Source organism: Geminocystis sp. NIES-3709 (assembly GCF_001548115.1).
Classification (GTDB): Bacteria; Cyanobacteriota; Cyanobacteriia; order Cyanobacteriales; family Cyanobacteriaceae; genus Geminocystis.
In genome coordinates this window covers 3,178,697-3,205,661 of record NZ_AP014821.1, presented here as the reverse complement: position 1 = coordinate 3,205,661, position 26,965 = coordinate 3,178,697, and the positions used below count along the sequence as shown (strand labels likewise).

The following is a 26,965-nucleotide window of genomic DNA, read 5'->3' as shown; positions in this document are numbered from 1 at the left end:
ACTAATTTTCAGATGAGTTTGAAGAGAGTCCGTGCCATGCTAAACCATAGGGTTGACTGGAATTATTAACTTTTTCTTTGAAATTCACTCGAATTTTATACTCACCCGTTTTGGGAATTGGGCAGAAAATATGTTCAACACTATCAATTTTACTTATAGAAGAACATACTATTTTTTCTTGATTATTACTATTAATTAACTCTAAATCTAAATTATTTAAACCTCGATCGATAAAGTGTTCTCCTATATCATATTCTTGGTTATTATTAGAGTCATTTAACTCCACTAAACGATCCCATGTAAGAGTAATAGAGATAAAACTATCTGCTTTTAAAGGTTGTTTGATAATATAGTCATGGGTCTTATTTTCCTCAATTTTATCATAATTCCATCCTATGGGAGATACTTTTTCATTATAGTTAAACTGACCAGCTTTCAATTGGTGATAAGCTCTCATGGTGTTTAAATGCCCCGCACCCATCTCCATATCTAGGGGAATATCTGAGTTTATATAAGCATCACTTTCCAGCCAAGTTTTATTTTTTTGAGTATAAACATTACGAATCATTCCTAACAAATTACCATCGCCTTTATCTTTCAATTTATCCGCAGAATTAAGTAAAATAGCCTTCATTAGTTCATGATTTTGATAGTCTTTTGTCCATGTATTCGGATTTTCTTGTAAAAAATTATTTCCTGCTTCTTGTAACAATGCGATCGATCCAGTAATGTGAGGAGCGGCAAAACTACTACCACTTACTTGTTCCACTTTGCCATCCAAATTATAGACATCAATTTTACTGCCGGGGGCGAGTAAACTAATTCCCCGTCTTCCATCAATATTAGTTTCCTGACGAATCAAAGCCTTGGCAATACCCATCGGTGAAATACTTAAATTAGCAAAATCAACTTTACTAAAAACTCCTCCTTTACGCATACTATACGCTGTGGTGATTCCGTTATAGTTGTCTGTTGGGATGGGAATTCCTCCTAATCCTTGATTTCCTGCCACTACATACATAACATTATGAACTCTTGCTGACCAATCTAAACATTGAGTAAGTAATGCGTTACCATCTAGTTGAGGATTTTCTCGATCGTCTCTAGCTAAAGACTCTCCAAAACTTAAATTAATAGCCCTCACACTACCACTATTTTGTAAAGCAATGTTTTGAGTTGTGAGACATTCTTCGGGTTGTGCAGCATTTTTGAGAGAGCCTACAGCACCAGAATACAACTTAGCTAAGGGGGCAATACCTCGTAATGTTTTTTGATTACTCACCATAACAGAAGCCACCATCATAGCGTGATTGTCGATATGGGTGTTTGGTTGTGCTGGTTGATTGCGGTAAAAAAGACGAGCGATCGGTAATGCTTTATGTAGTGGATGAACTTTATCTAAAGCAAATTTTTTCGGTCTGCCGATTTCTACTTGACCTATACTTATTTTACGACCTAGTAAATTGTAAGGAGGTTCCTGTAACACTAAAGCATTAATGCCTTTTTCTGACAAAGACTCATTTAAACCCCATGCAGGAAGGCAAAAAGCCACTAGATTGATACTAGCCGTTAACCATAATAATTTCTGTTTCATTGCAAAAACTAGGTGTTAGGTGTTGGGTTTTAAAAGAATTTCGCCATGGTCAAATTAGAATATTATTGTCATTAGGAATATTAGAAAATGGAGAAAGATACCATTTAGATTTGTAAATAGATCAAAATTCATGGCTTAGTTAAGCAACGCCAAAATTTCAATACTTTTTAATAATTTCTCATTCCTAATTAATACTATGCCCTACCTCAATAATAACTTTTTTCATCTCATCTAGGGTTTTTTGGGTATCAATTTCCACAACTTTAGTGGTAACATCAACATTTACGATCGCATCTGGATCACAATTTTTAATTGCTTTGGCGATCGTATTTGCACAAACTTCACAAGCAATAGACGGTACAGTAATATTCATGATTTATCAAGGATTGCTCAAAATTTATCACAAGAATAAAATTGTTTCTCAAGAGATTGCTGTTGTAATTCAATTACTTGTTTTTCTAACTGTTCAATTCTATCTAAAAGAGTCCTAATAACTGTTGCTTCAGAATCTGGTAAATTACTATGATCAAGAGGATCAACTTTTACACCCGATCGATAAACTACTCTACCCGGAATACCAACTACGGTACAATCAGAAGGGACATCTTTTAATACTACTGAACCTGCACCGATACGAACATTATTACCGATAAGAATATTACCTAAAACCTTAGCACCACCACCAATAACTACATTTTCTCCAAGGGTTGGATGACGTTTCCCGCATTCTTTCCCCGTACCACCAAGAGTGACACCTTGATATATTAGACAATAATCACCAATAATTGCTGTTTCCCCAATTACTACACCCATACCATGATCAATAAATACTCCTTTACCGATGGTTGCCCCCGGATGAATTTCAATACCCGTAAAAAAACGTCCAAAATGAGACATTAAACGAGGTATAAGGGGTAATTTTAAATTATAGAGCCAATGGGATAAACGATGAAGAACAAGGGCTTGTAATCCGGGATAGCAGAGTAATACTTCTAACCAGTTACGAGCGGCAGGATCTCGTTCAAAAATAATTTTGTAATCAGCGATAAGTGAAGAAAGCACAATCAGCTAGTTTTTTAAAAAAAGTTCTAATTTTCAAATTATAGCACAGCATTTGAGCCTTATTTTTTACCCAAGGAAAACTTTCAACAATATACAATTGACAGTTACCTCTGCCTAAATATGATGAGACAATCCTTAAATATAAATGGTATAACCATTTCTTCCGTTTCTTTTGGTAGTGTATAAAGCCTCATCAGCTTTTTTCAATAAAGAGTCAATATCTTCACCATGTTTTGGATAAATCGCTACTCCTATACTGGTAGAAGTTCTTATTATTACACCATTACAAGCAAAAGGATTTCGTATTGATTTTATCACTCGATCGATGATAATCATTAAATCATCTTGAGAAGAAATATCAGGTAATAAAGCCACAAATTCATCTCCTCCCCAACGGGCTAAACAATCACTTTCTCGTAAAGAATGTTGTAATCTTTGAGAAAATTGTTGAAGTAATAAATCACCAATATCATGACCATAATTATCGTTAATTTGTTTGAAATGATCTACATCAAAAAACATAATTCCTATGACCATTTTTTTTCTTTTAGCTCGAGCTATATTTTTAGCAAAACAGTGAAGAAAAAAGTTGCGTTTATAGAGTCCAGTCAAGCTGTCATGATAAGCCTGATATTTCAGTTTGTTTTCTAATTTTTTTCGTTCACTAATATCTCTAAAAACAGAACAAAATACTAATTTATCTTCATAAATAATAACGCTTACACTTAATTCAACGTCGACAGGTTCATCATTTTTAACTTTTAATTTTAACTCTTGAGTAAAGCTAATTTTACTTATTCTAAGTACTTGTAAATTTTGTCTAAATTCTTGCTGTTTACTGGCTAAAAATAATTCTATATTTTCATGAATTAAGTCCTTGAGAGGATATTTTAAAATTTTAGTTGCTGATATATTACATTCAATAATTAAAAAGTCTTCCGCAGTAAATAAAATTATTCCTTCAGAAATTTGTTCAATGACAGCTCGGTATTTTGCTTCACTGTCTTTTAGTTTAGCTTCAATTTGTTTTCTTTCCGTAAAATCAAATATATAGCTTCTAATAAGTTTTAATTCTGGTAAATAATGGATATATTGTTCAAAAATTTTATTATGATAATGTAACTCTCTAACAAATAAGTTTCCATGAATTTTATGTTCAGCTTTCAATAAATTAGATAAAACAGGATGACTCATTTTTTCATCAGCTAATTTAGGAAATAATAAACTAGCCGCTTGATTATAGTAAGTTAATTTTCCTTGTAAATTTATTTCAACGATAGGATAAGGACTCAATTCCGCAAAAGAACTAAGTTTAGAAATATACTCATTAATGTTTTCTTTTTCTAAGCTGAGATCATTACCAATATCAAGATTAAAAGGAGGATAATCTAAGGTTTTTTTTGCATAACTTTCTAAGTCTTTATCAATTAGAATTTCATTATTATTTTCTGAATTAACAAAATTTAAAAAATCTTTTATTTGTGAGTCTTTATCAATCACAAAATACCTAGCTTTTGCTTTTTTACTAAGTTGTATTAAATCTCCATGTTCCAAGTATTTATTTTGATATTTTTTATTATTAATAATTAGACCATTTGTGCTTGTGTGTCCTGATAAATCACCATCAAAAATTTTGTAAAAAAATAAGTTTTCTTCTTGATTATATTCTTTAACTATAGTGCCATGATTTCTTGATACTGCTTGATCGTGGAAAATTATTTCAGCATCATGACGACGACCAATTTCGTACATTTCATCAGTCAAATAAATTAAACGTTTATCGCTGCCATCTTCAATAATTAGTAAATATAAATATTGTCCTTCTTCTCTATTTTCTTCCGCTATTTTTTTTTGATAATCTAATAACGTTTCTCTAAGATTGGATGTTAACTGCTCACTTTGGTTTTTCACATTATGATTAGGTTCAGAGGATTTATAATTCATTATTATAGCAATCCAATTAATATTTAATAAATTAAACAACGGCGGAAGATTAATTTTCTTCTTTTTCAATATAGCAATCGATATATACTGATTAATGTCATATCTTAGTATCACTAAAAACTGGCGATACCATTAAATTTACATGGGTAATTATGACGATCGAAATCAGAAAGCCATAAATTGAAGAATAGAAAAACTGATTCCCACAATAGCAAAACTAGGTATCATGATTAAAACAATATTAAAAACGTTTAAGTATTAAAAATTAAATGCCTACAACAATAACCTCTGAGCAAGTTAATCAAATCGTTCATAATTTACATCATGATCCTTTTGAAATACTAGGTTGTCATCTGCTATCAGAAAAAGATAATCAAAAAAAATGGGTAATCAGAGCATACTTACCTAAAGCTACCAGTGCTTCGGTAGTTATTCCTAACGCTCATCAAGAATATGAAATGCGATCGCATCATCATCCTAATTTTTTTGAGTGTGAAATTGAAGCCAAAGAATTGAATAGCTATCAACTGCGAATCAAAGAGGGAGATCATGAAAAAGTAATATATGATCCTTATCAATTTAAAGAAGGACAATTAACTGATTTTGATATACATTTATTCGGAGAAGGTAATCATCATCGCATTTATGAAAAGTTGGGGGCTCACGTTATTGAACAAAACGGCGTTAAAGGGGTCTATTTTGCGGTTTGGGCGCCTAACGCTCGGAATGTATCTGTTTTAGGGGATTTCAACTCTTGGGATGGCAGAGAACATCAAATGCGGAAACGTCAGAATATGATTTGGGAGATATTTATTCCTGATCTCGACTATGGTACTCATTACAAGTATGAGATTAAAAATTGGGAAGGACATATTTATGAAAAGTCAGATCCCTTTGGATTTTATCAAGAAGTACGCCCAAAAACCGCCTCGATCGTTGCTGATTTAGACTCATATCAATGGAATGACGAAAATTGGCTCGAAAAACGTCGTAATACAGATCCCCTTAGTCAACCTGTTTCTGTGTATGAAATGCACTTAGGTTCATGGTTACATACTTCTATAGAAGATCCTCTAAAACAATATGGAAACACTGCTGAAGTTGTTCAAGTATCGGAACTAAAGTCCACTGCCCGTTTTTTAAATTATTATGAATTTGCAGAAAAATTAATTCCTTATATCAAAGAATTAGGCTACACTCATATTGAATTATTACCCGTTGCTGAACATCCTTTTGATGGATCATGGGGTTATCAAGTGACAGGTTACTATGCAGCGACTTCTCGTTACGGTAGTCCAGAAGATTTAATGTATTTTATCGATGTATGTCATCAAAATGATATTGGTGTTATCGTTGATTGGGTACCCGGACATTTCCCCAAAGATGGCCATGGTTTAGCCTTCTTTGATGGTACTCATTTATTTGAACATGGAGATCCCCGCAAAGGAGAACATAAGGGATGGGGTACATTAGTTTTTGATTATGGACGCAACGAAGTTCGTAATTTCCTTGTAGCGAATGCCTTATTTTGGTTTGATAAATATCACATTGACGGAATTAGAGTTGATGCCGTTGCCTCTATGCTTTATCTTGACTACGATCGAGAGGATGGAGAATGGGTAACAAATCAATATGGTGGGAGGGAAAATATCGAAGCGGTAGAATTTTTGCGCCAAGTTAATGGTACTATCTTTAATTACTTTCCGGGTATTCTTTCGATCGCTGAAGAATCTACTTCTTGGGCAATGGTATCTCGTCCTCCTTATATGGGTGGCTTAGGGTTCAACATGAAGTGGAACATGGGTTGGATGCACGATATGTTAGATTATTTTAGTATGGATCCTTGGTTTCGTCAATTTCACCAAAATAGCGTCACTTTTAGTATGTGGTATCATCACAGCGAAAACTATATGTTAGCTCTTTCCCACGATGAGATTGTTCACGGCAAAAGTAACATGATTGGTAAAATGCCGGGAGATGAATGGCAAAAATTCGCCAATTTGCGTAGTGTTTTTGGTTATATGTTCGCCCATCCGGGCAAAAAAACTATGTTTATGAGCATGGAATTTGGACAATGGAGTGAATGGAATGTATGGACAGATTTAGAATGGCATTTACTGCAATACGAAAAACATCAACAATTAAAAAAATTCTTTGCTGACATTAATACCCTCTATAAAAATGAACCTGCTTTATATGAGTTAGACTTTGAAGAAGAAGGCTTCCAGTGGATTGATTGTAGTGATAATCGTCATAGTGTCGTTGCGTTTATTCGTCGAGGCAAAAATGGAGAATTTATCGTCATTGTCTGTAACTTTACTCCCCAACCCCATAGCCATTATCGTATTGGAGTACCTCAAGAGGGATTTTATACAGAAATCTTTAACAGCGACTCTCGTGACTATGGTGGTAGTAACATGGGTAATTTAGGCGGAAAATGGACAGAAAAATGGTTTTTCCATAATTATCCCGATTCTCTTGATTTGTGCTTACCTCCTTTAGGAGTTTTAATGTTAAAACTCGATCGAGAAACTACTAACTCTGTTACTACTAATAATTAGAGAGTAGGGTGGGCAATGCCCACCATTATTAATTTTGAAAATATTTGTTAAAACCCTTGCTAAGAAAAAAAAAATTAGTTATATTATATAAGTGAAGAAAATCAGGCAGGATAGCTCAGTTGGTAGAGCAGAGGACTGAAAATCCTCGTGTCGGCGGTTCAATTCCGCCTCCCGCCATCACAAAACTAGGTCACTTAATCCTCTTCTCTCACTTGACCTTGTTCTCTCAAACCCTTATAAATCCGTAATTTTTCCCTTTTCTTCGATCCTAAATCGACATTTTGTCAACGTAACCCACAGGCTTCGGAAGGACGGCAACCAGTAAAGAAAAGAAATTTAGTAACTACCTACGTCAGGAAAATTTAAACGAAAACAACATTTTCTCCATTCAACAGTTGAGTCAGGGTTTCTAAAATATTCATCCCCTGTTTCCTCGCTGTTGATATGACTGAACGAATTAAGGCAAAATTTTGCCCACCTTCTATCGTCCGAAAACTTCCTGAGATTTTTTGCTTACATTTCATCATTCTTATATCTCTTTCACCTTGGTTATTGGTAAATGGTACTTTGTCTTCTCTCAAAAACCTTAATACATCTTCCCTGTATTTACTTAATCTGATTAACAAGTTATGTCCTCTTCGCCTCTTTTTCCTCCCTCTATTACTTGAACATACCAACTCTGGTAATGATTCGTGATATTCTAATCCTCTGTCTGCTATGGAATCATATACTTTTTCTATTCTCTCGATGATCTCTAATGGTATTTTTCCTTAGATACTAAATGAGTTCTATAAAGTAAGGAAAAAAATTAACTTCATCAACCAAAAGATTAACTTCTGTTCAAGATATAAAGAAATGTGAATAAGTGTCTCAGAAAAATTTAACAAGACGTAATAAACAAATGCGCAGATACGGGGTATAAACTTAAAAGAAAGATTTAATAACCTTTCCAAAGTAAGTTTCTCAAAAGAAATTTATCAAAAGATTAAGTTTCTTTACAAATGCTTAACAATAACTTGTGCTTAAGCATATAATAATGGAAACTAATTTTTAGGGGTTTAACTCCGAATCTAGTTTGACTTTAAAGTTAAGCTAAAATTTAATAAAAAAATCAACAAAATAAACTAATTCTATTAGGAGATTAACTTAAAATGTACGACGCATTCACAAGGGTTGTTTCTCAAGCTGACGCTCGTGGTGAGTTCTTAAGCTCTGCTCAAATCGATGCTTTAAGCAAAATGGTAAGCGACAGCAACAAACGTATTGATACCGTAAATCGTATCACTGGTAACGCTTCTGCTATTGTTACCAACGCTGCTCGTTCTTTATTTGCTGAGCAACCTCAATTAATTGCTCCTGGCGGAAATGCTTATACTAGCCGTCGTATGGCTGCTTGTCTTCGTGACATGGAAATAATCTTACGTTACGTTACCTACGCTATCTTCGCTGGTGACGCTTCCGTGTTAGAAGATCGTTGTTTAAATGGCCTTCGTGAAACCTACTTAGCATTAGGTACTCCTGGATCTTCCGTAGCTGTTGGCGTTCAAAAAATGAAAGATGCAGCTATTGCAATAGCTAACGACACTAACGGTATTACCCTTGGTGACTGTAGTGCTTTAATGGCTGAAGTTGCTACCTATTTCGATCGTGCTGCTGCTGCAGTTGCATAGGTATAACCATACCCAAAAGATAAATCAAGTAACAAAAACATTATTTAGGAGAAATCAATCAAATGTCCAAAACCCCTTTAACTGAAGCAGTATCCGCAGCAGATTCTCAAGGTCGTTTCTTAAGCAGCACCGAATTACAAATCGCTTTCGGTCGTTTTCGTCAAGCTACCTCTGGTTTACAAGCTGCTAAGTCCTTAACCGACAACGCACAACGTTTAATCGATGGTGCAGCTAACGCTGTTTACAGCAAATTCCCTTATACCACCACCACTCCTGGTGCTAACTTCGCTTCTACTGCTCAAGGTAAAGCAAAATGCTCTCGTGACATCGGTTACTATCTCCGTATGGTAACATACTGTTTAGTTGCTGGTGGTACTGGTCCTATTGATGAGTACTTAATTGCTGGTATTGATGAAATCAATCGTAGTTTTGATTTATCTCCTAGCTGGTATGTTGAAGCATTAAAATATATCAAAGCTAACCATGGTTTAAGTGGTGACGCAGCTTCCGAAGCTAATTCTTACATCGACTACGCTATCAACGCTCTCAGCTAGTCTCCTTTTTCTACTTCAGAGTGATTCTCAAAGGCTTAATTAGGCTTTTATCATCAAATAAAAATCCTTGTTATTCTCAAGGTTGAAATAAAAAAATCATTGCCTGAGAAAATCAGCTAATACGAGTTAAGAAGCGTGTTTGTTGGTTTTTTCGGGCAATGCTGTTTAAGTAGGATCTGGATAAGGTAGGAGAGAGCAGTTCGTAAAATTGTTGAATAATCGAGATTTTATTAGTAGTTGGGTATTATTCAACTTTATTGTCAATTAAAATAAATATTATAAAAATATCAAGTTTTTAAACAAAAATTCTCAAATTTAGTGATTTTTTCTTAATGTATATAGTATTTCTAAACCATCGATTTTTATTGCTTTCTGACTTATTCAGCAAACCCTAAGTAAACCAAATTTTTTGGACACCAATCTGAAGAAGAAAAGTCTTATTAATGATTCTATTTCTTGTCTTCAACAGAGTAGTTTTTGCGGTGATCTGATTGGTAATTACTGTAAAATACTGACTGAGTTAGAGTTATTTGGAGATGAAATAGGGTTTTTGGTTCTTAGAATAGTAACAGCTTTAGAGTATTGAGGATCTGCTTTCGTTGCCAATAGGGAAGGATTTTGAGTTAAAAGATACTCTTCTTCTCGACTGATACCTTGAACAATATCAGGAGAAATACCTTTTTTATTGATATTCATACCACTAGGAGGATAGTAACGGGAGATCGTAACGGCTAATCCTGAACCATCAGAAAGAGAGTGAACTGATTGTACTGTGCCCTTTCCAAAAGTGTTTGTACCTACAAGAGTAGCTCGTTTATTTTCTTTTAATGCACCAGCTAAAATTTCACTGGCACTAGCAGAATTACCATCGACTAAGACAACTAAAGGTAAGTCTGTTATAGCAGAGTTATCTGCCTGAAAACGACGATGTCCCCCACGACGATCGACTACATCAACAATTTCACCTTCTGACATCCACATTCTGGCAATATCGACACTGGCAAATAATAAACCTCCTGGATTACCTCTTAAATCAAGGACAAAAGCAGAGGCTTGTTGTTTTTGTAGTTGGTCAATAGCATCTTTCATTTGTTGTGCGGCTAAGGAACTAAATTCATCCAATTTGATATAGCCTACATTTAAGCCCCCTTCTTTTTTGAGACTGAAATCTACCGAGGGAACTTCTATTTCACTACGGACGATTGTTACTTGAAAGGCAGACTGTTTTTCTCTCGCAATTTCTAATTTTACCTCTGTTCCTACTTCTCCTTTCAATGCTTCTGATGCTTGATCTAAATCCATTAAAGCTGTCGGTTTTCCGTCAATGCGAACTATACGATCGCCTCGTTGTAATCCCGCTTCGGCGGCAGGAGATTTTTTGATGGCATCAATAATGTATAAATCTTGAGTACGGGAATCGATCGCAATACGAACTCCAACTCCAGAAGTTTCTCCCGAAGTTTGACTGTTGAGAACTTCAAATTGTTCTGGAGGAAGAAAGCGGGTATAAGGATCACCCAAATCTTTTAGGGCTTGATTAATGGCACGATAAGCCTGAGTTTTATTATTATAATTTTTGTTTAATAGTTCTTCTCGTTTTTTTTGCCAGTTAATTTGATTAAAATTTCGATCGACAAACTCACTATTAACAATTTGCCACATCTCATCTACTACCATTTTAGGACTATCCGTCATTTCTGCTTGGACGGTAGGAGAAATCGCAAAACTGAGTAAACTACCAGTAGCTAAAGTAGCTAATAAGGATTTTAAGACGGGAAATTTTTTAACTTGAGGTTTCATGGCTAACGAGTTAATAAGTCTGGAGTAATTTAGTTTGTTATTTTACTGTCTTATCATTATCTTGAACATTTTCGATGAATGAATAATTGGGACAGAATTAAGTGTTATTTGTATTGTAGTCAAATAAAAGGCAATATAACAATGGACTTTAGATGGATGAAAATAATGAATTAAATTGTTTCTATTTCGCAATATTTTTTAGTAATTTGATGACGATAACGAAACATTTCTTTCAGGCGAGAATTTACCCACCAACCTAGCAATAATTCACTTAACCATCCCCCCGGGATTTTATATTCGATCGTATCCGTTAAAACAGTTTTTGCTCCTTTACTATTAAAATGATGACGATGAATCCATGATTCCATTGGCCCTTTTATTTGTTCATCGGTAAATAATTTATATTGTTCATACTCAGTATGACGAGCTAACCAAGGAATATTAATAAATCCAAACACGAGCAAAAATTCGCTGGTTGCCCCAATATTTAAACCACCCTGTCGGCGAATTACCTTGGCGGGTTGCCAAGGAGGTGTTAGCAGTTCTAAAATATCTTGTCTTTCATGAAATCGCCAAACATTTTCGACGGGAGCTTCGATCGTGCTTCTATACTCAAATTGACCCATTAAGATTAATTACTCTGTGGATTATTCTAATTGTAAACTAAGCTGATCTTAATTTCATCATTAAAAGCAATGTTTTAGATTTCTAATTTATTTTTGTCATTCGTAATTCATTATCACAATTTAGGGCATCATGACGAATACCTGCTCGATCGAGTACCATTATTCCTAATGCTTCCAAGTAAGATTTAACTCTTATCACCTTAATGCCTAAAACTTCAGGAGATATATCTAACACTGTTTTGTTATCTTCTACGGCAATAATTTTAGTATTTAAACAGCTAAAACTTAGCATTGCACTACCACCACAGGCATTTGCTGGTATAACTAAAGCGTTTATATCTTCTGACCAAAGACTATCATGATTTTTGGCAAAGGTAAATTGAGGTGCTTTGTTTAATCCCACTAAAACACAAGGTAAAAAAGTGTATCCTAATTCTTCCGCAGTCGATCGAGGTGATATACTAATATCTAAGGGTAGAGGGGATAAAGCTGGTGCATGGGCACAAGGTATCTGAAATTCTCTTACTAAGAGATGAGATATTACTGCTTCTGCACCGGCTAAAACATCCACACCGCTTCCTTGACGATAATCTTGTAAGGCTTGAGAATCAGTATCATCAGGAAATCTTGCTACTACGGCTAAAGCGTTGACTTTTGCTTCTCTAATCAATTTTTCTGCCGCCCGTAACAAACTGTCAGGATTTCCGATAGTACCCCAACTAGCACCACTATTAGCCAATCTCAATTCGACATTTAAAGGTCGATCAGTAAGAATATAATCTTGGATATTGATACCTAAAGTCGCCCTCACAGCATCAGCAACTTGAAGATGTCGATACTTTAATTCCCTTTCAATACCCTTATCTAAGATTAAACCGATTTTATTCTGAGTAACCGATTCTAAACCCCATTCTCCCGATGCAAATTTATCTAAACCATAACCTTCTACATATTCAATATTTTCACACTGCCAATATAAACTCGCCCCATTCATTACGTTAGGGTGAGTTATAACTCGATCGCATACTTGAGCTATCGATCGTGCCACAGGTAAAGCATCCCCTGCATAACCACCAATAGATGCACCAATACCTGTAGGAATTATTAAAACACTAGCATAGGGTTTTTTGATCATCGGAAATGATAATTAATTTTATGATCTTAATCTATTAATTACTTCGTCACGATCGCTTCCACCTTAGCTTGTTTTTTAGTTTCATCAACAGATGTAATTGCCCAACGTAAAGGTTTACCTTCTTGATTTAATTTTGTTTCAATTTCCTGTTTTAACTTGAGAGGATTTTCTTGTAAATCAATTTCTGCGGTAATAAAGTGAGTTGTCATGATTTCTATTAATAGTTTTTGAGTTTAGTACAGTTATTTTATCCGAATTATAATATTTTTCCTGTATTATTCCAACTCGATCGACTAGACATTTTCTGAAAATAAATTTTCATGGTGAGAAATCCTAACTATTTTCATTCTAAACTCGATCGATGTTTATTAATAAGTCTATTTTGTATTTTATTGAGTGATAAGAGAAAAAATAAGTTAATTATTAATTGTTAATTATCAATTATTTAAGTAGTCGCTTCTGCTGTTTTACCCATAAATTTAGCTTTACTTTTAGCTCGATTAGATTCAAGTTCTTCCACTGGAACAAACTCAATATGATTTAATAAAGTGGTGACAAAAGCAAAAAGTAAAAAGGGTAAAGATAAAACTAAAACAATGCCTACCGTAGCAAAGGCATAAATTTGACGTGTACTACTCCACAAGGCTAAAGTACTAGCAAGACTGATAAAAATAACCCCTAACCAAACAATAATTTGACCGTAAATATCTCCAAAAGCGAGAGTACAAATCATCCGATATTTTTTTTCGCTATCCATAATTTTTTAAAACTATTTTTACTATATTTAGATTAAAGCCATAAGTCTGTTCTAGCTTAAATTTAAAGATTTTTAATAGATTTGCAAAAATAATTTACAATGTGTCAAAAAAATAAAGTAACTAAAACATAAGTAGGTTTTTATTATTTGTCAACTTCCGACAACTATTTTTACACCATCTTTTTAAGATTGCTATTATCATTCATGGTAGAGATAAATATAAGGAATTTTTACTTATGAATACTGAATCTATTGTTACTAATCGAGACTATACTTTAATAATTGATAAAAGTAGTAGTTTAAACAAAGATAATGGTACAGGTAAAACTCTTTGGGAAATCGCCCAAGAATCTACCTTTGCCTTAGCTGAAAAGTGTGATGAAATTGATCCTGATGGTATTACTGTTTATTTATACTCAGGACGTTTTAGAAGGTATGATAATGTTAATGCTGAGAAAATTAGGGAAATTTATGCTCAAAATGAACCGATGGGTAAATCGGATCTCAAAAGTGTTTTACAAGATGCCTTAGATAATTATTTTCAAAGAAAAGCCGAAGGTTACGCAAAACCAAATGGTGAAACAATATTAGTTATTACCGATGGTGTACCAGATGAACCTAAAGAGATTATTCGTTTAATCATTTCTGCTACCCAAAAAATCGATCAAGATAATGAATTAGGGATTTCTTTTATTCAAATTGGGAATGATAAAAAAGCCACGGAGTATTTTAAAGCCTTAGATGATTTACTCCAAGATGCAGGAGCTAAATTTGATATAGTTGACACTATCACGATGGATGACATGGAAGAAGTTGGTTTAACTCAAGTGTTATTAAACGCCTTGATTGATTAATATTAGTAGATGAAAATTTATCAGGTAAGGCTTGATATACTTTAAACAACTTAATTATTTATTGTCGATTAGCTGGAGATAACGAAACCCAAAAAGAATCTCACGGTTCGATATAAAAATTGTTTTAAAAAAAGTAGAAAATAGATTTACAGATATATACAAAAAAGGAATCGAAAAATAAATTGAGTTTCGGACAAATATTTATTCTTCTTCTCCTTGTTTTCTCTTATCTCTAGTATTACTTTTATTTCCAATTCTTATATTGAACTGAGGTGATTCAGGATGGTTTTTGTTAGGAAAATATACTCTCATTGTCCTTAAAATAATTAAAGATAGTAGTAACAATGCCAACGCTAAATCCCATAAACCCACACTACAGGATAAACCGATCGCAGAAGATACCCATATTTCTGTAGCTCCAGTTACGTTTTTGGTATTTTTTTCGGCTTTGAGGATTAACCCTCCGCCAATAAAACCGACACCTTGTATAATTCCTGTCATAACTCTAGCGGTTTCAGAAGCATCCACATTTTTAACAATCAAAACAAAAGCACAAGAAGCCATCGATACTAAAGCATTGGTTTTTACTCCTCCCGGTTTGTGTCTTAATTCTCTTTCTAATCCTAAAATTGCACCCAATATAGTGGCAATTAGTAAATTTAATAGCATTGTATAAATTAACAATTAATTGATACTAAAAATAGTTTCTCAACAAAAAACTTATGGTTACTTTGAAGAAATATCAGATGGAATTTTTTTTGATATTTTCGTAATATATAATAAAATTGAGAGAAAACCTAACCCCATAATTCCGGCGATCGGGTTTTTATCTATTCCAGTAATCCATTGAGGTACACTTTCTGTATAAGTTATCATTTCCCCAACATTAAGGATATAATAACCCCAAACTAAGCCACTATGAAGACCGATACTAATTCCTAATAGATTTTGATGAGATCGTTTCGCTGACACAAGAGTATATCCTAATAATAATAAAGCGGGGAAAGTGACGATCGTTCTAATAATTTCCGAGATAGGCTTAATAAAGTGAGAAATACCAAACATTAAAGCATTTAAAAAACCAGAAATAGACAAAGAAAAATCTCTTTCTAACTCTGATAATAACCAACCTCTAAAAAATAATTCTTCTGCAAATCCAATCCCGATCGCACTTATAAAACCTTCTAAAATTAATTTGGGAAAAGCCATCGTTGGAAACTGAAAATTTAACCAACCAAATAAACTTTCTACCCCGAATAATAACCATGTAAAACAAAAACCAATAATTAAACCTTTGCCCAAGTGTACAAGGTTTTTTTTACTATTAACAAGACCATAATACTGAAAAATATGATCATTTTTATAAATATATTTACCCCAAAATTTAACTAAACATAAGAAAATGACAAATAAAATTGCCATAGTAATAATAGTTGTTAGGTTGGGATCTTTTTCTCCTAAAAAATAATAAATAGGTATAGCAAAAGGTAGCCAAATAAAAAATAAGGTCAAGATAAATAATCCTAACCTCACCAAAAAAGGATAATTTTTAAGACGTTCAAGCAACAAAATTCTTGTTAATATTTAATTCAATAGTGTTTAGAGCTATTATACAAATTACTCGGCAGGTTCGATCGTACTGGTTAAACCGTGACTTTTGAGGCTTTCACAATAAAACTCAGCGTGTTCTAAAGCACAAGTTGTAACTAAACCGATACCATTAGTATGAGTTTCCATCATAACACTAACAGCTTGAGGTTCATTCATGCCAACGGTATCCATCAAAACTTGAACCACATATTCCATTGTATTAAAACTATCGTTATGTAATAATACTCGATAACCCGGATCATGTCTGCGTTTAGTCACGGACTTAGTACTTGGATTATCAATTACTTGAGTACTCATAAAAAAATTACCTCCCATATAAAAAAAAGTTACAAATGAGCAGATTATAACTCTACATAACTTATTTGTCAGAAATATTATAACTCTAAATTATCTGGAGACGTTACGGAGAACGTCCCTAAAAATATTAACTTAATCTCAGTTAGATGCAAGAATCTTTGATATAAGTAGGTTGTCGGTTTTAGGTTGTGGGCTTTGGGTTAATTTTGCCAAATCTGTTTAATTATTTAATTAAATAAATCTAAGTAAAATCAATTGTTAATACTTTTTCATCAATTATTTACCTAATAACTAACACCTAATACCTTACTCAATCCCATTAGGAAATTAAACTGGCAATCGTCGTTTCTAAAATTTCACTAGCTCGATCGATTTCTTCAGCAGATACAATCAGAGGAGGCACAAAACGCAAGACTTTAGGCCCGGCAGGTGCTAATAATAAACCATTGTCCATCGCTTTTTTCACTATATCTGAAGAAGTTAATTCCACATCTGCTTTTATTTCGATACCGTTAATTAAACCCCAACCTCTTACTTCTTTAAAGATATGAGGGTATTTTATGGCGATCGATCTTAATTTAGTGCGTAATTGTTCACCTCTGGCTTGAACATTTTGTAAGATATTTTCTTTTTCAATAGTTTGTAATACAGCTAATCCAGCAGAACAAGCGAAAGGATTACCACCAAAAGTACTAGCATGAGTACCGGGTTGAAACACATCACAGGAAGACTTACACATCATCGCACCAATGGGAATGCCACCGGCTAAACCCTTTGCAGAAGTGAAAATATCTGGTTCAATTCCTAGATTTTCATGACCCCACATTTTACCGGTTCGGCCGACTCCTGTTTGAACTTCGTCAAAAACTAATAATATTCCAGTATCGTCACAAATTTTCCGTAATCTCAGAAAATAATCTAAATCTCCGGGTATAACGCCTCCTTCTCCTTGTAGTGGTTCAATAAGAATTGCGGCCACTCGACGATCGCCTTCATCAATATTCGTAATAGCTTCTTCGATCGCCGTAATATCATTATAGGGAACATACTCAAAACCCGGTACGAGGGGTTCAAAATCTTTTTGATATTTAGGTTGTCCTGTGGCGGTGACAGTCGCTAAAGTCCGTCCATGAAAACTTGATTTGGCGGTAAGAATAACAGGTTGTTCTAAAAACTCTAACACCGTATGAGCATATTTGCGCACCAATTTAATAGCTGCTTCATTTGCTTCCGCCCCAGAATTGCAGAAAAATACCTTATCAGCACAAGAATGTTCTACAATCCATTTAGCTAACTCACCTTGTTCTCTTGTATAGTATAAATTAGAAACATGGTGTAACTTTTGAATTTGTTGAGTTACTGCTTCTACTAAAGCAGGATGACCATGACCGAGAGTACAAGTAGCAATACCTGCCACAAAATCGAGATATTCTTTACCATCAGTATCCCAAAGTTTACACCCCAAACCCTTTTCAATGGTAATGGGAAAACGCCCATAGGTGTTCATCACATAAGTGTTGAAAGTATCTTGATTAAAGCCAGTATCTATATTATTAGGTTCTAATGTTGCTGTAGTCACAAATTTGCTCCTGATTTTCTATCTTAGGGAAATTCAATAATTCTTTCAGATTGACAATTATTTCTTATTCTGTCATATTCAACGTCGAGCGATAGTGAATATAAAGAAATGCAGACAATTTGGGAATTTAAAATTTAACTAGGTGGAAAAAATTTGTCGATAAATTTATTTAACAAAAATTATAAAATTAGGAATTTTTCACGAATAAGTAGATTAACAGAAAAAAAATAATTAGTATAAATTTATAGAATAAATAAATGTCGGACAAGTAATTTTTCCTATATGGTAGTAAAAGTTTAATAATTTCTCATTCCTTAGAAGATTTTTATATTAAAAGATTATTTAAAGCATGGTTATATCTTGACAATCTAAGAAAAAACAATCCCATACTAAACGAGGTTGCACATAACGAATTAAAGTTTTTTTTACTTTTTCTAAACTTTCAATTAATTTAACTTTTCGGTATTTATCCCAGTAAAGATATTGTAGATAATCCGCTAACCAAATTTGATTTTCTAAATCTATTTCTTTCGTAATTTCTTTTGCCAAAATTAAGCCATCTATCACATTATTCGGTAACTTAGTTAATTTTAATAGCAATTCTGATGATATTTCTTTAAGTTTTTGCCAGTCATCGATCGCTTTTCCCGGACATCCTTGACACATTGTTATTAGTTGAGGATAATCTAAAACTTCTGCAACATTTTGACGATATAAAACTAATTTTAAATGTTCTTCACTAAGACGAGAAAAAGGAATAATTTGACACCGAGAAACTAATGTTGATAAGATAGAATCAATGCTAGGTGCAATTAAAATAATAGTAGCTTGTCCCGGTTCTTCTAAGGTTTTTAATAAAGCATTTCCTGCCGATTCTGCCATTAATTCTGCTGATTCTATCACCACGATCGAGCGATCAGATTTTAAAGGAGGCCTTGCTAAAAATTGACTAATTTCTCTAATTTGTTCGATTCTAATTTTTGGTGCTGTTTTACGTTTTAATCCTTTTTCTGTTGCTTCTTTATCTGTTAATAATGTTCCTTTATCATTGTAAGTTGGTTCAACCCATAAAAAATCAGGGTGATTTCCTTCGTCTAATTTTTTGGAAGCAGAAACATAATTATCTGTGGTTTTAATCATTAACATTTCTGTAAAACACCTTGCGGCAAAAGCTTTCCCAACGCCCTTTGCTCCTACAAATAAGTAAGCTGGTGCAATACGATCGACAGAGATCGCACGTTCTAATAATTCCACCGCAAGAGGTTGCCCGATTAATTTAGCCAAAGGCTTCATGATAATGATCGATTAAGAATGGAAAATAAGCAGTTGATTAAGATTTTTAACTTATAAGTATAATAAAACAAAATTTCCTTTATCTTGGATTTTATCAGTATCATTGATTTAGTTATCATTTATCGATCGACCTTAATATATGTCTCTTTCTTCAGAATTTATTAAACGCCCAGTGTTAACAACGGTTTGCTCGATCGTTATTATCCTCATCGGGGTGATATGTATGGCACTGTTACCCCTCGATAAACTGCCACAAATTGCCCCCAAACAAGTCTCCGTTACAGCTAACTATGTGGGTGCAGATGCGAAAACCACGGTAGATAATGTCACTAGCGTTTTAGAAAGAGAAATAAATGGTACAGCAGATATTCGATGGATTAGCTCCAATACCGCTAATACAGGACAAAGTACTATTAACGTTAGTTTTCCTGTTGAAATTGATAGCAACACGGCACAAGTATTAGTGCAAAATCGAGTTGCACAAGCCCAATCTAGCTTACCACCTATCGTTAACCAATCAGGCATTACAACCCAACAAGCATCTCCTAGTGTTACCCTTGCTTACGCTTTTTACTCTGAAAAAGGAGAAGATGGTAAATACTTATATGATACCGTATTCCTATTTAACTACCTCGATCGCTATCTGTGGAATGAATTAAATAGAATTAAAGGGGTAGGAAATTTGAATGCCCTTGGCTCATCTACCTATGCTATGCGAATTTGGCTCGATCCTAACAAATTAGCCGCCAGAGGTTTAACTGCGACAGATGTGGTGGCTGTGATTCAAGAGCAAAACTTTGATATTGGTACTGGTGGTGTTGGTAGATTACCGAATCCCCAAGAACAACAATTTGAAATTCCCTTAAAAGTACAAGGACGTTTTGTCACCCCAGAAGAAGCTGAAAATATTGTGGTGAAGGTGGGAGATAATGGAACTTTAATTAAAATCGGTGATGTTGGTAGAGCAGAATTAGGAGTAGAAAATTATATTACTTTAATTACCCTTGATGGAGATACCCCCGCCGTTGCTTTAATTATTTATCAGTTACCCGGTAGTAATGCCCTTGATACGGCAAACGCCATTAAGGCAAAAATGGAAGAATTAAGAAAATCCTTCCCACCCGGATATAAAGATGTAATTGTTTTAGATAATACTCTTTTCATTGATGCTGCACTAAGAGACTTAGTGATAACTTTATTACAGGCGATCGCACTGGTAGTATTAGTTATTTTCGTATTTTTACAAGACTGGCGTACCACCATTATTCCCTCCGTTGCGATTCCAGTGGCTTTAGTTGGTGCAATGATTGCCTTAAAAGCCCTAGGTTTCACCCTTAATCAGTTAACCTTATTCGCTTGTGTACTAGCAACAGGTTTAGTAGTGGACGATGGTATCGTAATTGTAGAATCTGTATCCAATAAATTAGCCCAGAGAATGCGCCCCCTTCAGGCCGCTTTTGACTCTATGGATGAGTTATTTGGAGCAGTTATCGCTACATCGGTGGTATTAATGGCAGTGTTTATTCCCGTATCTTTCTTCCCCGGTACTACTGGTATTGTTTATAAACAGTTCGCTTTAACGATCGCCGCCGCCGTTGTCTTCTCTACCTTTAACGCTTTAACTTTTTCTCCTACTATGTCAGGGATATTACTTAAAGCACCAGCAAAAACAAAAGGTCCTTTAGGATTATTTTTTGAACTATTTAACCGTTTATTTGATGCTTTTAAAGAAGGATACCGCAATATAATTACTTTTTTGACGAAGCTCAAAACCCTGATTATGATTATTTTCATCAGTGGTTTAGTTTTAACCGGATGGATGTACCAAACTATACCTCAAGGATTTATTCCCGAAGAAGATCAGGGGTATTTCTTTGTTATTGCCACTGCACAACCAGGTGTATCCCTTAACTATACCCAAGATATCAACAGTAAAATCATGGCGGAAATCATGGAATTTGAAGAAGTTGATCATGCTATGGCATTAACGGGATTTTCCTTCGATGGTATTAACAGTAATCAAGGTTTATTCTTTATCAAATTAAAAACTTGGGCAGAAAGAGAAGGGGCAAAACATTCTGTATTTGGAATAATTCGCCGATTAAATCCTATTTTGAGACAAAAAATTGATAACGCCAGAGTTTTTGCCGTTAATGCTCCACCCGTGGACGGTTTAAGTAACTTTAGTGGTTTAGAACTTTATATTCAAGATCGACAGCTAACAGGAATGGATGCGTTAATTGATAATACTCAAAGAGTCATGGCGGCGGCCAATAAACGTCCTGAGGTTGCTGGTGCATTTACTACCTTTACCTTTAACTCTCCTATCCTAGAAGCTAATATCGATCGAGAAAAAGTTAAAGCGATGAATGTAGATATAAACGTAGTTTTAAGTAATTTACAAACCTATCTGGGAGGAAACTTTGTTAATCAGTTTGTTTTAGACGGGCGTTTATATCGGGTATTTGCCCAAGCTGATGGGGATTTTCGATCGAATCCTAGTGATATTGGTGAAATATATGTTCGTAGTCGTAACGGTGCAATGGTGCAATTGAGCGATATATTAACTCTCGAAGAAACCACCTATCCTCCCATTGTAACTAACTATAATGTTTATCCCGCCATTAAAATTAACGTTTCTCCTGCCCAAGGCTACAGTTCAGGACAATTAATTCAAGTGATGGAAGAAGTTGCAACGGCAACCTTACAACCCGGTTTCGGTTTTGAGTGGACAAATACTGCCGCCGAAGAAAAAACGGCTGGAGGTGCGGCGCCCATAGTATTTGGGTTAGGTTTTGTAATGGTATTCTTAGTATTGGCTGCTCAATATGAAAGCTATATTGATCCAACAATTATCATGTTAACTGTACCACTGGCTATTTTAGGAGCATTAGGCGGTATCTGGTTAAGAGTTCAATTTCAAGGTGCCGACAGCATTTGGCCTATTCTCAATAATAACATATATGTACAGGTTGGTTTAGTAATGCTTATTGGAATGTCTAGTAAAAACGCCATTTTAATTGTGGAGTTTGCCAACCAAGCACGAACATTAGGTATGAATATTACCCAAGCCGCAATTTATGCCGCTACCGAGCGTTTTAGACCAATTTTAATGACCACCTTTTCCACCCTATTTGGCTTTTTACCTTTATTAGTTGCTAGTGGTGCAGGAAGTGTTAGTCGTTGGTCATTAGGTACTGCCGTATTTGGTGGAATGATTATTTCCACTATTCTTAGTTTGCTTTTTGTTCCTAACCTTTATATTGTTATTAAGAACTTTGAAAAATATGTTTTAGAAGGGGAAACAAAACCTCCTAAACCTTCAGACAACGATAAAAATGGTGGAAATCCAACTAATCAACAACCACCGACTCTTGTCTCAGATAATTAGATAATTAAGAAAGCTAATGAGTTATAAAGTCAGCAATATCTAAAACTTGTATTTGTCAACTTTATAACTTTATTTAATTATTTTTTAGTTCTTCTTTGAGTAATTTGTTATATATTTGTGGTAACTCTTTAGTCATGGTATTGTCTTCTATTCCATAACCCAAACTTGTCCACGTAGAAGACAACAATTTTAAAACTCGATCGATTTCACCATGTTCCAATAAATGACTAATATCCTCATCCCATGCCTTAGAATCAGTAAGCCAATTATATAAAACTTTATCTTGATACTCTGGTTCAAAACTATAATCCTTCCACAGAAAAAATTGTGAAGGCTCAGGATGATATAAAACTGCTTTTTCAGCCCAAGTCGTATTCAAAAATTGGTATCTTCCCGAAGCTGTGGTACATTTACCCTTATTTGGGCCATTAACGATCGTTACACAGATATTTGGATGTTTACGTAAATCATTGACATACTTCCCACTGTAAATAACATGATACGGATTTATATAATTAGACTCACTAGAACTAATCGTACGCATTAAAGCTCGAATATAAGGATTTCCTCCATCCATAACAAGAGGAGGACTGCCATATATACTGGAGATAAAATGTTGACCAGCTTTTTTAAACTCATTTTTCTTTTCTTGAATAAAAACACTAACTAATCCCGATAGCATGACCAAAATAATTGCTGTTTTAAGTACATTACCTACCTGTGCAGTAAAATTTCCTTTGTCATTACTAAAATTCGTCATACAATTCAGCAGTTACAATAAATCAAAAAATTACCTTATATGATATATTAATTTCCCACATAGGGAAGACCAAAACTTTACATTAATCTTCTAAATGTGATTCAATTATTAAAAAAAAATATTCGGCGTTGCTGATTTAAACTATGATTTTTGGTTGAGGTAGGGAAAAGGGAAAAGGCAAGAGTAATAATAGAGTAATAATATTTAGAATCTTGAATTGTTGTTGTCATTAAACATATTTTATCTAGCTATTAACCAACGCCTATATTTCTAATATTGTAAGACAACATATTAAAGCTAATTTTCCGTAACACAACTTATTGAATTAACAACTCAAGCATTGACTAAAGTTTGATAAACAGAAAAACTTTATAATTAAAACATAGCGTCAAAATCGATCGAAAATCACAGTGGAAATAACTTTTTTAGGAACAAGTTCAGGCGTACCAACTAAATTTAGAAATGTATCTAGCGTTGCTTTGCGGTTGACTCAAAGGGGAGAAATTTGGCTATTTGATTGTGGAGAAGGTACTCAACATCAACTATTGCGCAGTGATTTAAAAACTTCTCAACTAAAAAAGGTTTTTGTTACTCATATGCACGGAGATCATACCTTTGGTTTAATGGGATTATTGGCTAGTTGCGGATTAGGTGCTCATGCCGAAAACGTTGAAGTTTATGGGCCTCCCGGCATTGAACCTTATTTAAAAGCCTGTATGAAATATTCCTATACTTATTTTCCTTATGGTGTACAAATTAAAACAGTTGAACCGGGTTTAGTCTATGAAGATGATGAATTAATCGTCACTTGTGAACTCTTAAAACATCGAGTTACTGCCTTTGGCTATCGTGTTACAGAAAAAGATCGATCGGGTAAATTTGATGTAGAAAAAGCTAAACAAATAGGTATTCCTTTTGGCCCTTTATATGGCAAACTGAAAGCAGGAGAAACTGTTATCCTTGAAGACGGACGCATATTTAACGGCTCTCAATTTTGTGGGCCAACCGAAATAGGTCGTAAATTCGTTTATTGTACCGATACAGTTTTTTGTGAAAATGCGATCGAATTATCTCAAGATGCAGATGTCTTGATACATGAAGCGACTTTTGCCCACCAAGATGCAGAAATGGCCTTTGAGAAAATGCACTCAACAACCACTATGGCGGCACAAGTAGCATTAGCCGCCCAAGTAAAACAATTGATCATGACTCATTTTAGCCCTCGTTATGCCCCGGGAAACCCATTACAATTAAAGGATTTACTAAAAGAAGCTCAAGCAATTTTCCCGAATACATTACTTGCCCATGATTTTTTTCATTATGAAATTCCTCGTCGTCGCTAGATATATTTTGAATGAATTTAAGATCATTTCTTAGGTATTGAAAATATCACTAAAGAGTTTTACTCCATTCACTTTATCAAGAGGTTAATTTGACAAAATTGGTTAATATTTGCAACCCGTAATCAGAGGATTTTTCAGGGTGAAATTGTACAGCCATTAAGTTATCAAGAGCGATCGAGGCTGTAACTGTTTGTGTGCCATGAGTGACTTGAGAAGCAATAACATTTTTATCAATGGGATCAACATAATAAGAATGGACAAAATATAGATAAGGAGAAGAAGGAAGATTTTGCCATAAAGGGTGTTGATTTTGTTTTAACTCAAGAGTATTCCAACCCATGTGAGGAATAGTTAGATTTGGCTCGGATTTAAAGCGTTTAACCTTACCTTTGATAATACCTAAACCTTCTTGTTTTCCTTCTTCTGATGTCTCGAATAAAATTTGTAACCCTAAACAAATACCTAAAAATGGTTTCCCACTTTTCACAGCCTGTTGTATCGGATAAATTAAATCTCTTTCTCTTAAATGCTCAATGGCAGGATCAAATGAACCGACTCCGGGTAATACGATCGCATCTGCTTGGGCAATTTCTTTGGCAGAATCAGTAATTTTTGTTGTCGCACCTGCTTTTTCTAAACCCTTACAAGCAGAGTGCAAATTTCCCATATCATAATCAATAACGGCAATAATAGACATAAGGTTTTAGGTTTTAGGTTTTAAGTTTTAGGTTTTAGGTTTTAGGTGTTAATTATTAATTGTTAATTGTAAAATAGGATTAACAATGTCAGGTGCTTCATCTTGAGGACAATGCCCTAATCCTTCTAATTCGATAAAATCTTTTACACAAGGATAGTTAGCTAATTCTCTCCCTAGTTCGATCGATTCCCAAGGATCATTTGTACCCCATAAAAAGGTGACAGGACAGGATAAAATAGGCAATAAGTCTTCAGGTAAAGGCCCTTGAGAATAACCCGTAAAAGCTAAAAACACCTCTGATGCGCCTTTGTCTTGAGATGGTTGATATATTAAATCAATTAATTCATCGGTTATAGCCTCTTTTCTTTGATAGGCTTGGGAAAGCAAATTTTTAATAACTTTTGGCTTGGCTATTTGCTCATAAAAAAAGTTACCGATGATAGGATTCGTTAATACTTTTTGCATGGCTATCGAACCATAATTTCTAATCCAAGGAAGATTTTGACGTTTTCGATCGTGTAATAATCGTAAAGAACAGTTAAGGGCAGTAATTCCTAAAACTAAATCAGGATTATCCACCGCCATTTGCATCGCCACAATACAACCGATGGAGTTACCAACCAAAAATACGGGACTTTTAACTACTTCTCGACAAAAATCCGCTACTTGTTTTGACCAAGTTTCAAATGTGTATGATAAAGGTTGATTTGGAGTTGGTTTATCCGATGCCCCAAAACCGATTAAGTCTAAGGCATAACAACGATAATCTTCAGCAAAAAACGGTAAATTATGTCTCCAATGACCACTATTTGCCCCAAAACCATGAATAAAGAGAATAGCTTGCCCTTTTTCTCCCTCACTGCGATAACCGATATTAAAGCCTTGCCATTGCCAAATTTTGTAGTCAAGCATTATCAGTGAATTGTTGTAAAGAAATTCAGTACTAATTAATTATTTTTTCTGATTATATCGATTTGAGTTTTGCAGTACTAGTAGTTTAAGAATACATCCTATTTTCTGTCATTATCAATCCCTAATTAAGATTTATTGATTTTTAGGATTTTACCATAAACTACCTTGCAATAAATTAACAAGGCTTAATAGCACAAATCGGCTAAAGCAATTATTGTAGATTTCATTTTTGTTTGTGTATAAATGGATCATTATTTTTATAGATGACTCTTACTCAACCTCAGTTCGATATAAAATTATTAGTGAAGATAGGGAGTAGAGAGCAAGGAGCAGTATTAAGTATTTTTGTTCTGATGCAAGAGCTCAGTTTTAGTCGCTTTAGCAGACAATCACTATTAGCCCCGTAATTTATTACACGGTGGGAGTGTCAATGATTAAACTCCTAATTCCTAATTCCTAATTCCTAATTCCTAATTCCTAATTCCTAATTCCTAATTCCTAATTCCTAATTCCTAATTCCTAATT

General features: G+C 34.3%; 24 protein-coding genes and 1 tRNA gene. 7 read left to right on the top strand and 18 right to left on the bottom strand.

All coding sequences use genetic code 11. The features are described 5' to 3' along the window. Position 1: 1 nt before the first annotated feature. The 4 genes from GM3709_RS13660 to GM3709_RS13645 all read right to left on the bottom strand — a co-directional run bounded on the left by GM3709_RS13660 (position 2) and on the right by GM3709_RS13645 (position 4,600). Positions 2 to 1,594, bottom strand: a complete 1,593-nt coding sequence (locus tag GM3709_RS13660; RefSeq protein WP_066120296.1) for a S8 family serine peptidase — start codon at positions 1,592 to 1,594, stop codon at positions 2 to 4. A gap of 184 nt (positions 1,595 to 1,778) precedes the next feature. Further along, the gene (locus GM3709_RS13655) at positions 1,779 to 1,967 is read right to left on the bottom strand and encodes a heavy metal transporter (protein WP_066120294.1); all 189 of its coding nucleotides are present in this window, start codon (positions 1,965 to 1,967) and stop codon (positions 1,779 to 1,781) included. A gap of 17 nt (positions 1,968 to 1,984) precedes the next feature. Further along, on the bottom strand, positions 1,985 to 2,656 hold the full coding sequence (gene cysE, locus GM3709_RS13650; RefSeq protein ID WP_066120290.1) for a serine O-acetyltransferase: 672 nt from the start codon (positions 2,654 to 2,656) through the stop codon (positions 1,985 to 1,987). Between the two features lie 135 nt (positions 2,657 to 2,791). Then, positions 2,792 to 4,600, bottom strand: coding sequence for a diguanylate cyclase domain-containing protein (locus tag GM3709_RS13645; protein ID WP_231937569.1), 1,809 nt, complete (start codon positions 4,598 to 4,600; stop codon positions 2,792 to 2,794). Positions 4,601 to 4,869: 269 nt separating this feature from the next. Between GM3709_RS13645 and glgB the strand changes: the two genes are divergently transcribed. Further along, positions 4,870 to 7,161, top strand: a complete 2,292-nt coding sequence (gene glgB, locus GM3709_RS13640; protein WP_066120287.1) for a 1,4-alpha-glucan branching enzyme — start codon at positions 4,870 to 4,872, stop codon at positions 7,159 to 7,161. 104 nt (positions 7,162 to 7,265) lie between these two features. Next, a tRNA-Phe gene (locus tag GM3709_RS13635) sits at positions 7,266 to 7,338 on the top strand. 185 nt (positions 7,339 to 7,523) lie between these two features. On the opposite strand, the gene GM3709_RS21710 is transcribed toward GM3709_RS13635, so the two are convergent. Beyond that, positions 7,524 to 7,838 (bottom strand): transposase, encoded by a 315-nt coding sequence (locus GM3709_RS21710; RefSeq protein WP_071828048.1) that lies wholly within the window; start codon positions 7,836 to 7,838, stop codon positions 7,524 to 7,526. 474 nt (positions 7,839 to 8,312) lie between these two features. Between GM3709_RS21710 and GM3709_RS13625 the strand changes: the two genes are divergently transcribed. After that, positions 8,313 to 8,831 (top strand): phycocyanin subunit beta, encoded by a 519-nt coding sequence (locus GM3709_RS13625; protein ID WP_066120281.1) that lies wholly within the window; start codon positions 8,313 to 8,315, stop codon positions 8,829 to 8,831. A gap of 62 nt (positions 8,832 to 8,893) precedes the next feature. Beyond that, positions 8,894 to 9,385, top strand: coding sequence for a phycocyanin subunit alpha (cpcA, locus tag GM3709_RS13620; RefSeq protein ID WP_066120278.1), 492 nt, complete (start codon positions 8,894 to 8,896; stop codon positions 9,383 to 9,385). A 498-nt stretch (positions 9,386 to 9,883) separates the two neighbouring features. Here the strand turns inward: cpcA and ctpB are convergent, their stop codons facing one another. The 5 genes from ctpB to GM3709_RS13600 form a co-directional block, all read right to left on the bottom strand. Continuing rightward, a complete protein-coding gene (gene ctpB, locus GM3709_RS13615; protein WP_066120275.1) occupies positions 9,884 to 11,185 on the bottom strand; it encodes a carboxyl-terminal processing protease CtpB in 1,302 nt (433 codons plus the stop codon). Between the two features lie 170 nt (positions 11,186 to 11,355). Then, positions 11,356 to 11,811 (bottom strand): SRPBCC family protein, encoded by a 456-nt coding sequence (locus GM3709_RS13610; protein ID WP_066120272.1) that lies wholly within the window; start codon positions 11,809 to 11,811, stop codon positions 11,356 to 11,358. 82 nt (positions 11,812 to 11,893) lie between these two features. Beyond that, complete coding sequence (locus tag GM3709_RS13605; protein WP_066120269.1) at positions 11,894 to 12,946, bottom strand: DUF3326 domain-containing protein; 1,053 nt, start codon at positions 12,944 to 12,946, stop codon at positions 11,894 to 11,896. 38 nt (positions 12,947 to 12,984) lie between these two features. Next, on the bottom strand, positions 12,985 to 13,155 hold the full coding sequence (locus GM3709_RS20800; protein ID WP_173645722.1) for a hypothetical protein: 171 nt from the start codon (positions 13,153 to 13,155) through the stop codon (positions 12,985 to 12,987). Between the two features lie 236 nt (positions 13,156 to 13,391). Further along, positions 13,392 to 13,703 (bottom strand): hypothetical protein, encoded by a 312-nt coding sequence (locus tag GM3709_RS13600; protein WP_066120266.1) that lies wholly within the window; start codon positions 13,701 to 13,703, stop codon positions 13,392 to 13,394. Positions 13,704 to 13,939: 236 nt separating this feature from the next. Here GM3709_RS13600 and GM3709_RS13595 point away from each other — a divergent pair, with 236 nt between their 5' ends. Continuing rightward, positions 13,940 to 14,557: a hypothetical protein gene (locus GM3709_RS13595; RefSeq protein WP_066120263.1), complete on the top strand. Its 618-nt coding sequence runs from the start codon at positions 13,940 to 13,942 to the stop codon at positions 14,555 to 14,557. A 201-nt stretch (positions 14,558 to 14,758) separates the two neighbouring features. On the opposite strand, the gene GM3709_RS13590 is transcribed toward GM3709_RS13595, so the two are convergent. The 5 genes from GM3709_RS13590 to GM3709_RS13570 form a co-directional block, all read right to left on the bottom strand. Next, entirely contained in the window at positions 14,759 to 15,226 is a 468-nt protein-coding gene (locus tag GM3709_RS13590; protein WP_082713008.1) for an MgtC/SapB family protein, read from the bottom strand. Positions 15,227 to 15,283: 57 nt separating this feature from the next. Then, complete coding sequence (locus tag GM3709_RS13585) at positions 15,284 to 16,072, bottom strand: CPBP family intramembrane glutamic endopeptidase (protein ID WP_396229709.1); 789 nt, start codon at positions 16,070 to 16,072, stop codon at positions 15,284 to 15,286. A gap of 102 nt (positions 16,073 to 16,174) precedes the next feature. Then, positions 16,175 to 16,465, bottom strand: coding sequence for an ATP-dependent Clp protease adapter ClpS (clpS, locus tag GM3709_RS13580; RefSeq protein ID WP_066121939.1), 291 nt, complete (start codon positions 16,463 to 16,465; stop codon positions 16,175 to 16,177). Between the two features lie 319 nt (positions 16,466 to 16,784). Next, positions 16,785 to 18,044, bottom strand: a complete 1,260-nt coding sequence (locus tag GM3709_RS13575; RefSeq protein ID WP_066120257.1) for an aspartate aminotransferase family protein — start codon at positions 18,042 to 18,044, stop codon at positions 16,785 to 16,787. Between the two features lie 342 nt (positions 18,045 to 18,386). Then, the gene (locus GM3709_RS13570; protein WP_066120254.1) at positions 18,387 to 19,337 is read right to left on the bottom strand and encodes a DNA polymerase III subunit delta'; all 951 of its coding nucleotides are present in this window, start codon (positions 19,335 to 19,337) and stop codon (positions 18,387 to 18,389) included. Between the two features lie 139 nt (positions 19,338 to 19,476). Between GM3709_RS13570 and GM3709_RS13565 the strand changes: the two genes are divergently transcribed. Further along, the gene (locus tag GM3709_RS13565; RefSeq protein ID WP_066120252.1) at positions 19,477 to 22,728 is read left to right on the top strand and encodes an efflux RND transporter permease subunit; all 3,252 of its coding nucleotides are present in this window, start codon (positions 19,477 to 19,479) and stop codon (positions 22,726 to 22,728) included. Positions 22,729 to 22,801: 73 nt separating this feature from the next. Here GM3709_RS13565 and GM3709_RS13560 read toward each other — a convergent pair whose 3' ends face one another. Continuing rightward, on the bottom strand, positions 22,802 to 23,488 hold the full coding sequence (locus GM3709_RS13560; RefSeq protein ID WP_066120249.1) for a glycoside hydrolase family protein: 687 nt from the start codon (positions 23,486 to 23,488) through the stop codon (positions 22,802 to 22,804). Between the two features lie 410 nt (positions 23,489 to 23,898). On the opposite strand from GM3709_RS13560, the gene GM3709_RS13555 reads away from it, so the two are divergent. After that, complete coding sequence (locus GM3709_RS13555) at positions 23,899 to 24,831, top strand: ribonuclease Z (protein WP_066120243.1); 933 nt, start codon at positions 23,899 to 23,901, stop codon at positions 24,829 to 24,831. A 76-nt stretch (positions 24,832 to 24,907) separates the two neighbouring features. Here GM3709_RS13555 and hisH read toward each other — a convergent pair whose 3' ends face one another. Both hisH and GM3709_RS13545 read right to left on the bottom strand, forming a co-directional pair. Then, a complete protein-coding gene (hisH, locus tag GM3709_RS13550) occupies positions 24,908 to 25,528 on the bottom strand; it encodes an imidazole glycerol phosphate synthase subunit HisH (RefSeq protein ID WP_066120240.1) in 621 nt (206 codons plus the stop codon). 48 nt (positions 25,529 to 25,576) lie between these two features. After that, the gene (locus GM3709_RS13545) at positions 25,577 to 26,440 is read right to left on the bottom strand and encodes an alpha/beta fold hydrolase (RefSeq protein WP_066120237.1); all 864 of its coding nucleotides are present in this window, start codon (positions 26,438 to 26,440) and stop codon (positions 25,577 to 25,579) included. Positions 26,441 to 26,965 lie beyond the last annotated feature (525 nt).

Excerpts from the sequence above, each read along its gene's own strand:
- GM3709_RS13660 (WP_066120296.1), bottom strand. The coding sequence starts at position 1,594 with ATGAAACAGAAATTATTATGGTTAACGGCTAGTATCAATCTAGTGGCT.
- GM3709_RS13655 (WP_066120294.1), bottom strand. The coding sequence starts at position 1,967 with ATGAATATTACTGTACCGTCTATTGCTTGTGAAGTTTGTGCAAATACG.
- GM3709_RS13645 (WP_231937569.1), bottom strand. The coding sequence starts at position 4,600 with ATGAATTATAAATCCTCTGAACCTAATCATAATGTGAAAAACCAAAGT.
- glgB (WP_066120287.1), top strand. The coding sequence starts at position 4,870 with ATGCCTACAACAATAACCTCTGAGCAAGTTAATCAAATCGTTCATAAT.
- GM3709_RS13625 (WP_066120281.1), top strand. The coding sequence starts at position 8,313 with ATGTACGACGCATTCACAAGGGTTGTTTCTCAAGCTGACGCTCGTGGT.
- cpcA (WP_066120278.1), top strand. The coding sequence starts at position 8,894 with ATGTCCAAAACCCCTTTAACTGAAGCAGTATCCGCAGCAGATTCTCAA.
- ctpB (WP_066120275.1), bottom strand. The coding sequence starts at position 11,185 with ATGAAACCTCAAGTTAAAAAATTTCCCGTCTTAAAATCCTTATTAGCT.
- GM3709_RS13610 (WP_066120272.1), bottom strand. The coding sequence starts at position 11,811 with ATGGGTCAATTTGAGTATAGAAGCACGATCGAAGCTCCCGTCGAAAAT.
- GM3709_RS13605 (WP_066120269.1), bottom strand. The coding sequence starts at position 12,946 with ATGATCAAAAAACCCTATGCTAGTGTTTTAATAATTCCTACAGGTATT.
- GM3709_RS20800 (WP_173645722.1), bottom strand. The coding sequence starts at position 13,155 with ATGACAACTCACTTTATTACCGCAGAAATTGATTTACAAGAAAATCCT.
- GM3709_RS13600 (WP_066120266.1), bottom strand. The coding sequence starts at position 13,703 with ATGGATAGCGAAAAAAAATATCGGATGATTTGTACTCTCGCTTTTGGA.
- GM3709_RS13595 (WP_066120263.1), top strand. The coding sequence starts at position 13,940 with ATGAATACTGAATCTATTGTTACTAATCGAGACTATACTTTAATAATT.
- GM3709_RS13590 (WP_082713008.1), bottom strand. The coding sequence starts at position 15,226 with ATGCTATTAAATTTACTAATTGCCACTATATTGGGTGCAATTTTAGGA.
- clpS (WP_066121939.1), bottom strand. The coding sequence starts at position 16,465 with ATGAGTACTCAAGTAATTGATAATCCAAGTACTAAGTCCGTGACTAAA.
- GM3709_RS13570 (WP_066120254.1), bottom strand. The coding sequence starts at position 19,337 with ATGAAGCCTTTGGCTAAATTAATCGGGCAACCTCTTGCGGTGGAATTA.
- GM3709_RS13565 (WP_066120252.1), top strand. The coding sequence starts at position 19,477 with ATGTCTCTTTCTTCAGAATTTATTAAACGCCCAGTGTTAACAACGGTT.
- GM3709_RS13560 (WP_066120249.1), bottom strand. The coding sequence starts at position 23,488 with ATGACGAATTTTAGTAATGACAAAGGAAATTTTACTGCACAGGTAGGT.
- hisH (WP_066120240.1), bottom strand. The coding sequence starts at position 25,528 with ATGTCTATTATTGCCGTTATTGATTATGATATGGGAAATTTGCACTCT.
- GM3709_RS13545 (WP_066120237.1), bottom strand. The coding sequence starts at position 26,440 with ATGCTTGACTACAAAATTTGGCAATGGCAAGGCTTTAATATCGGTTAT.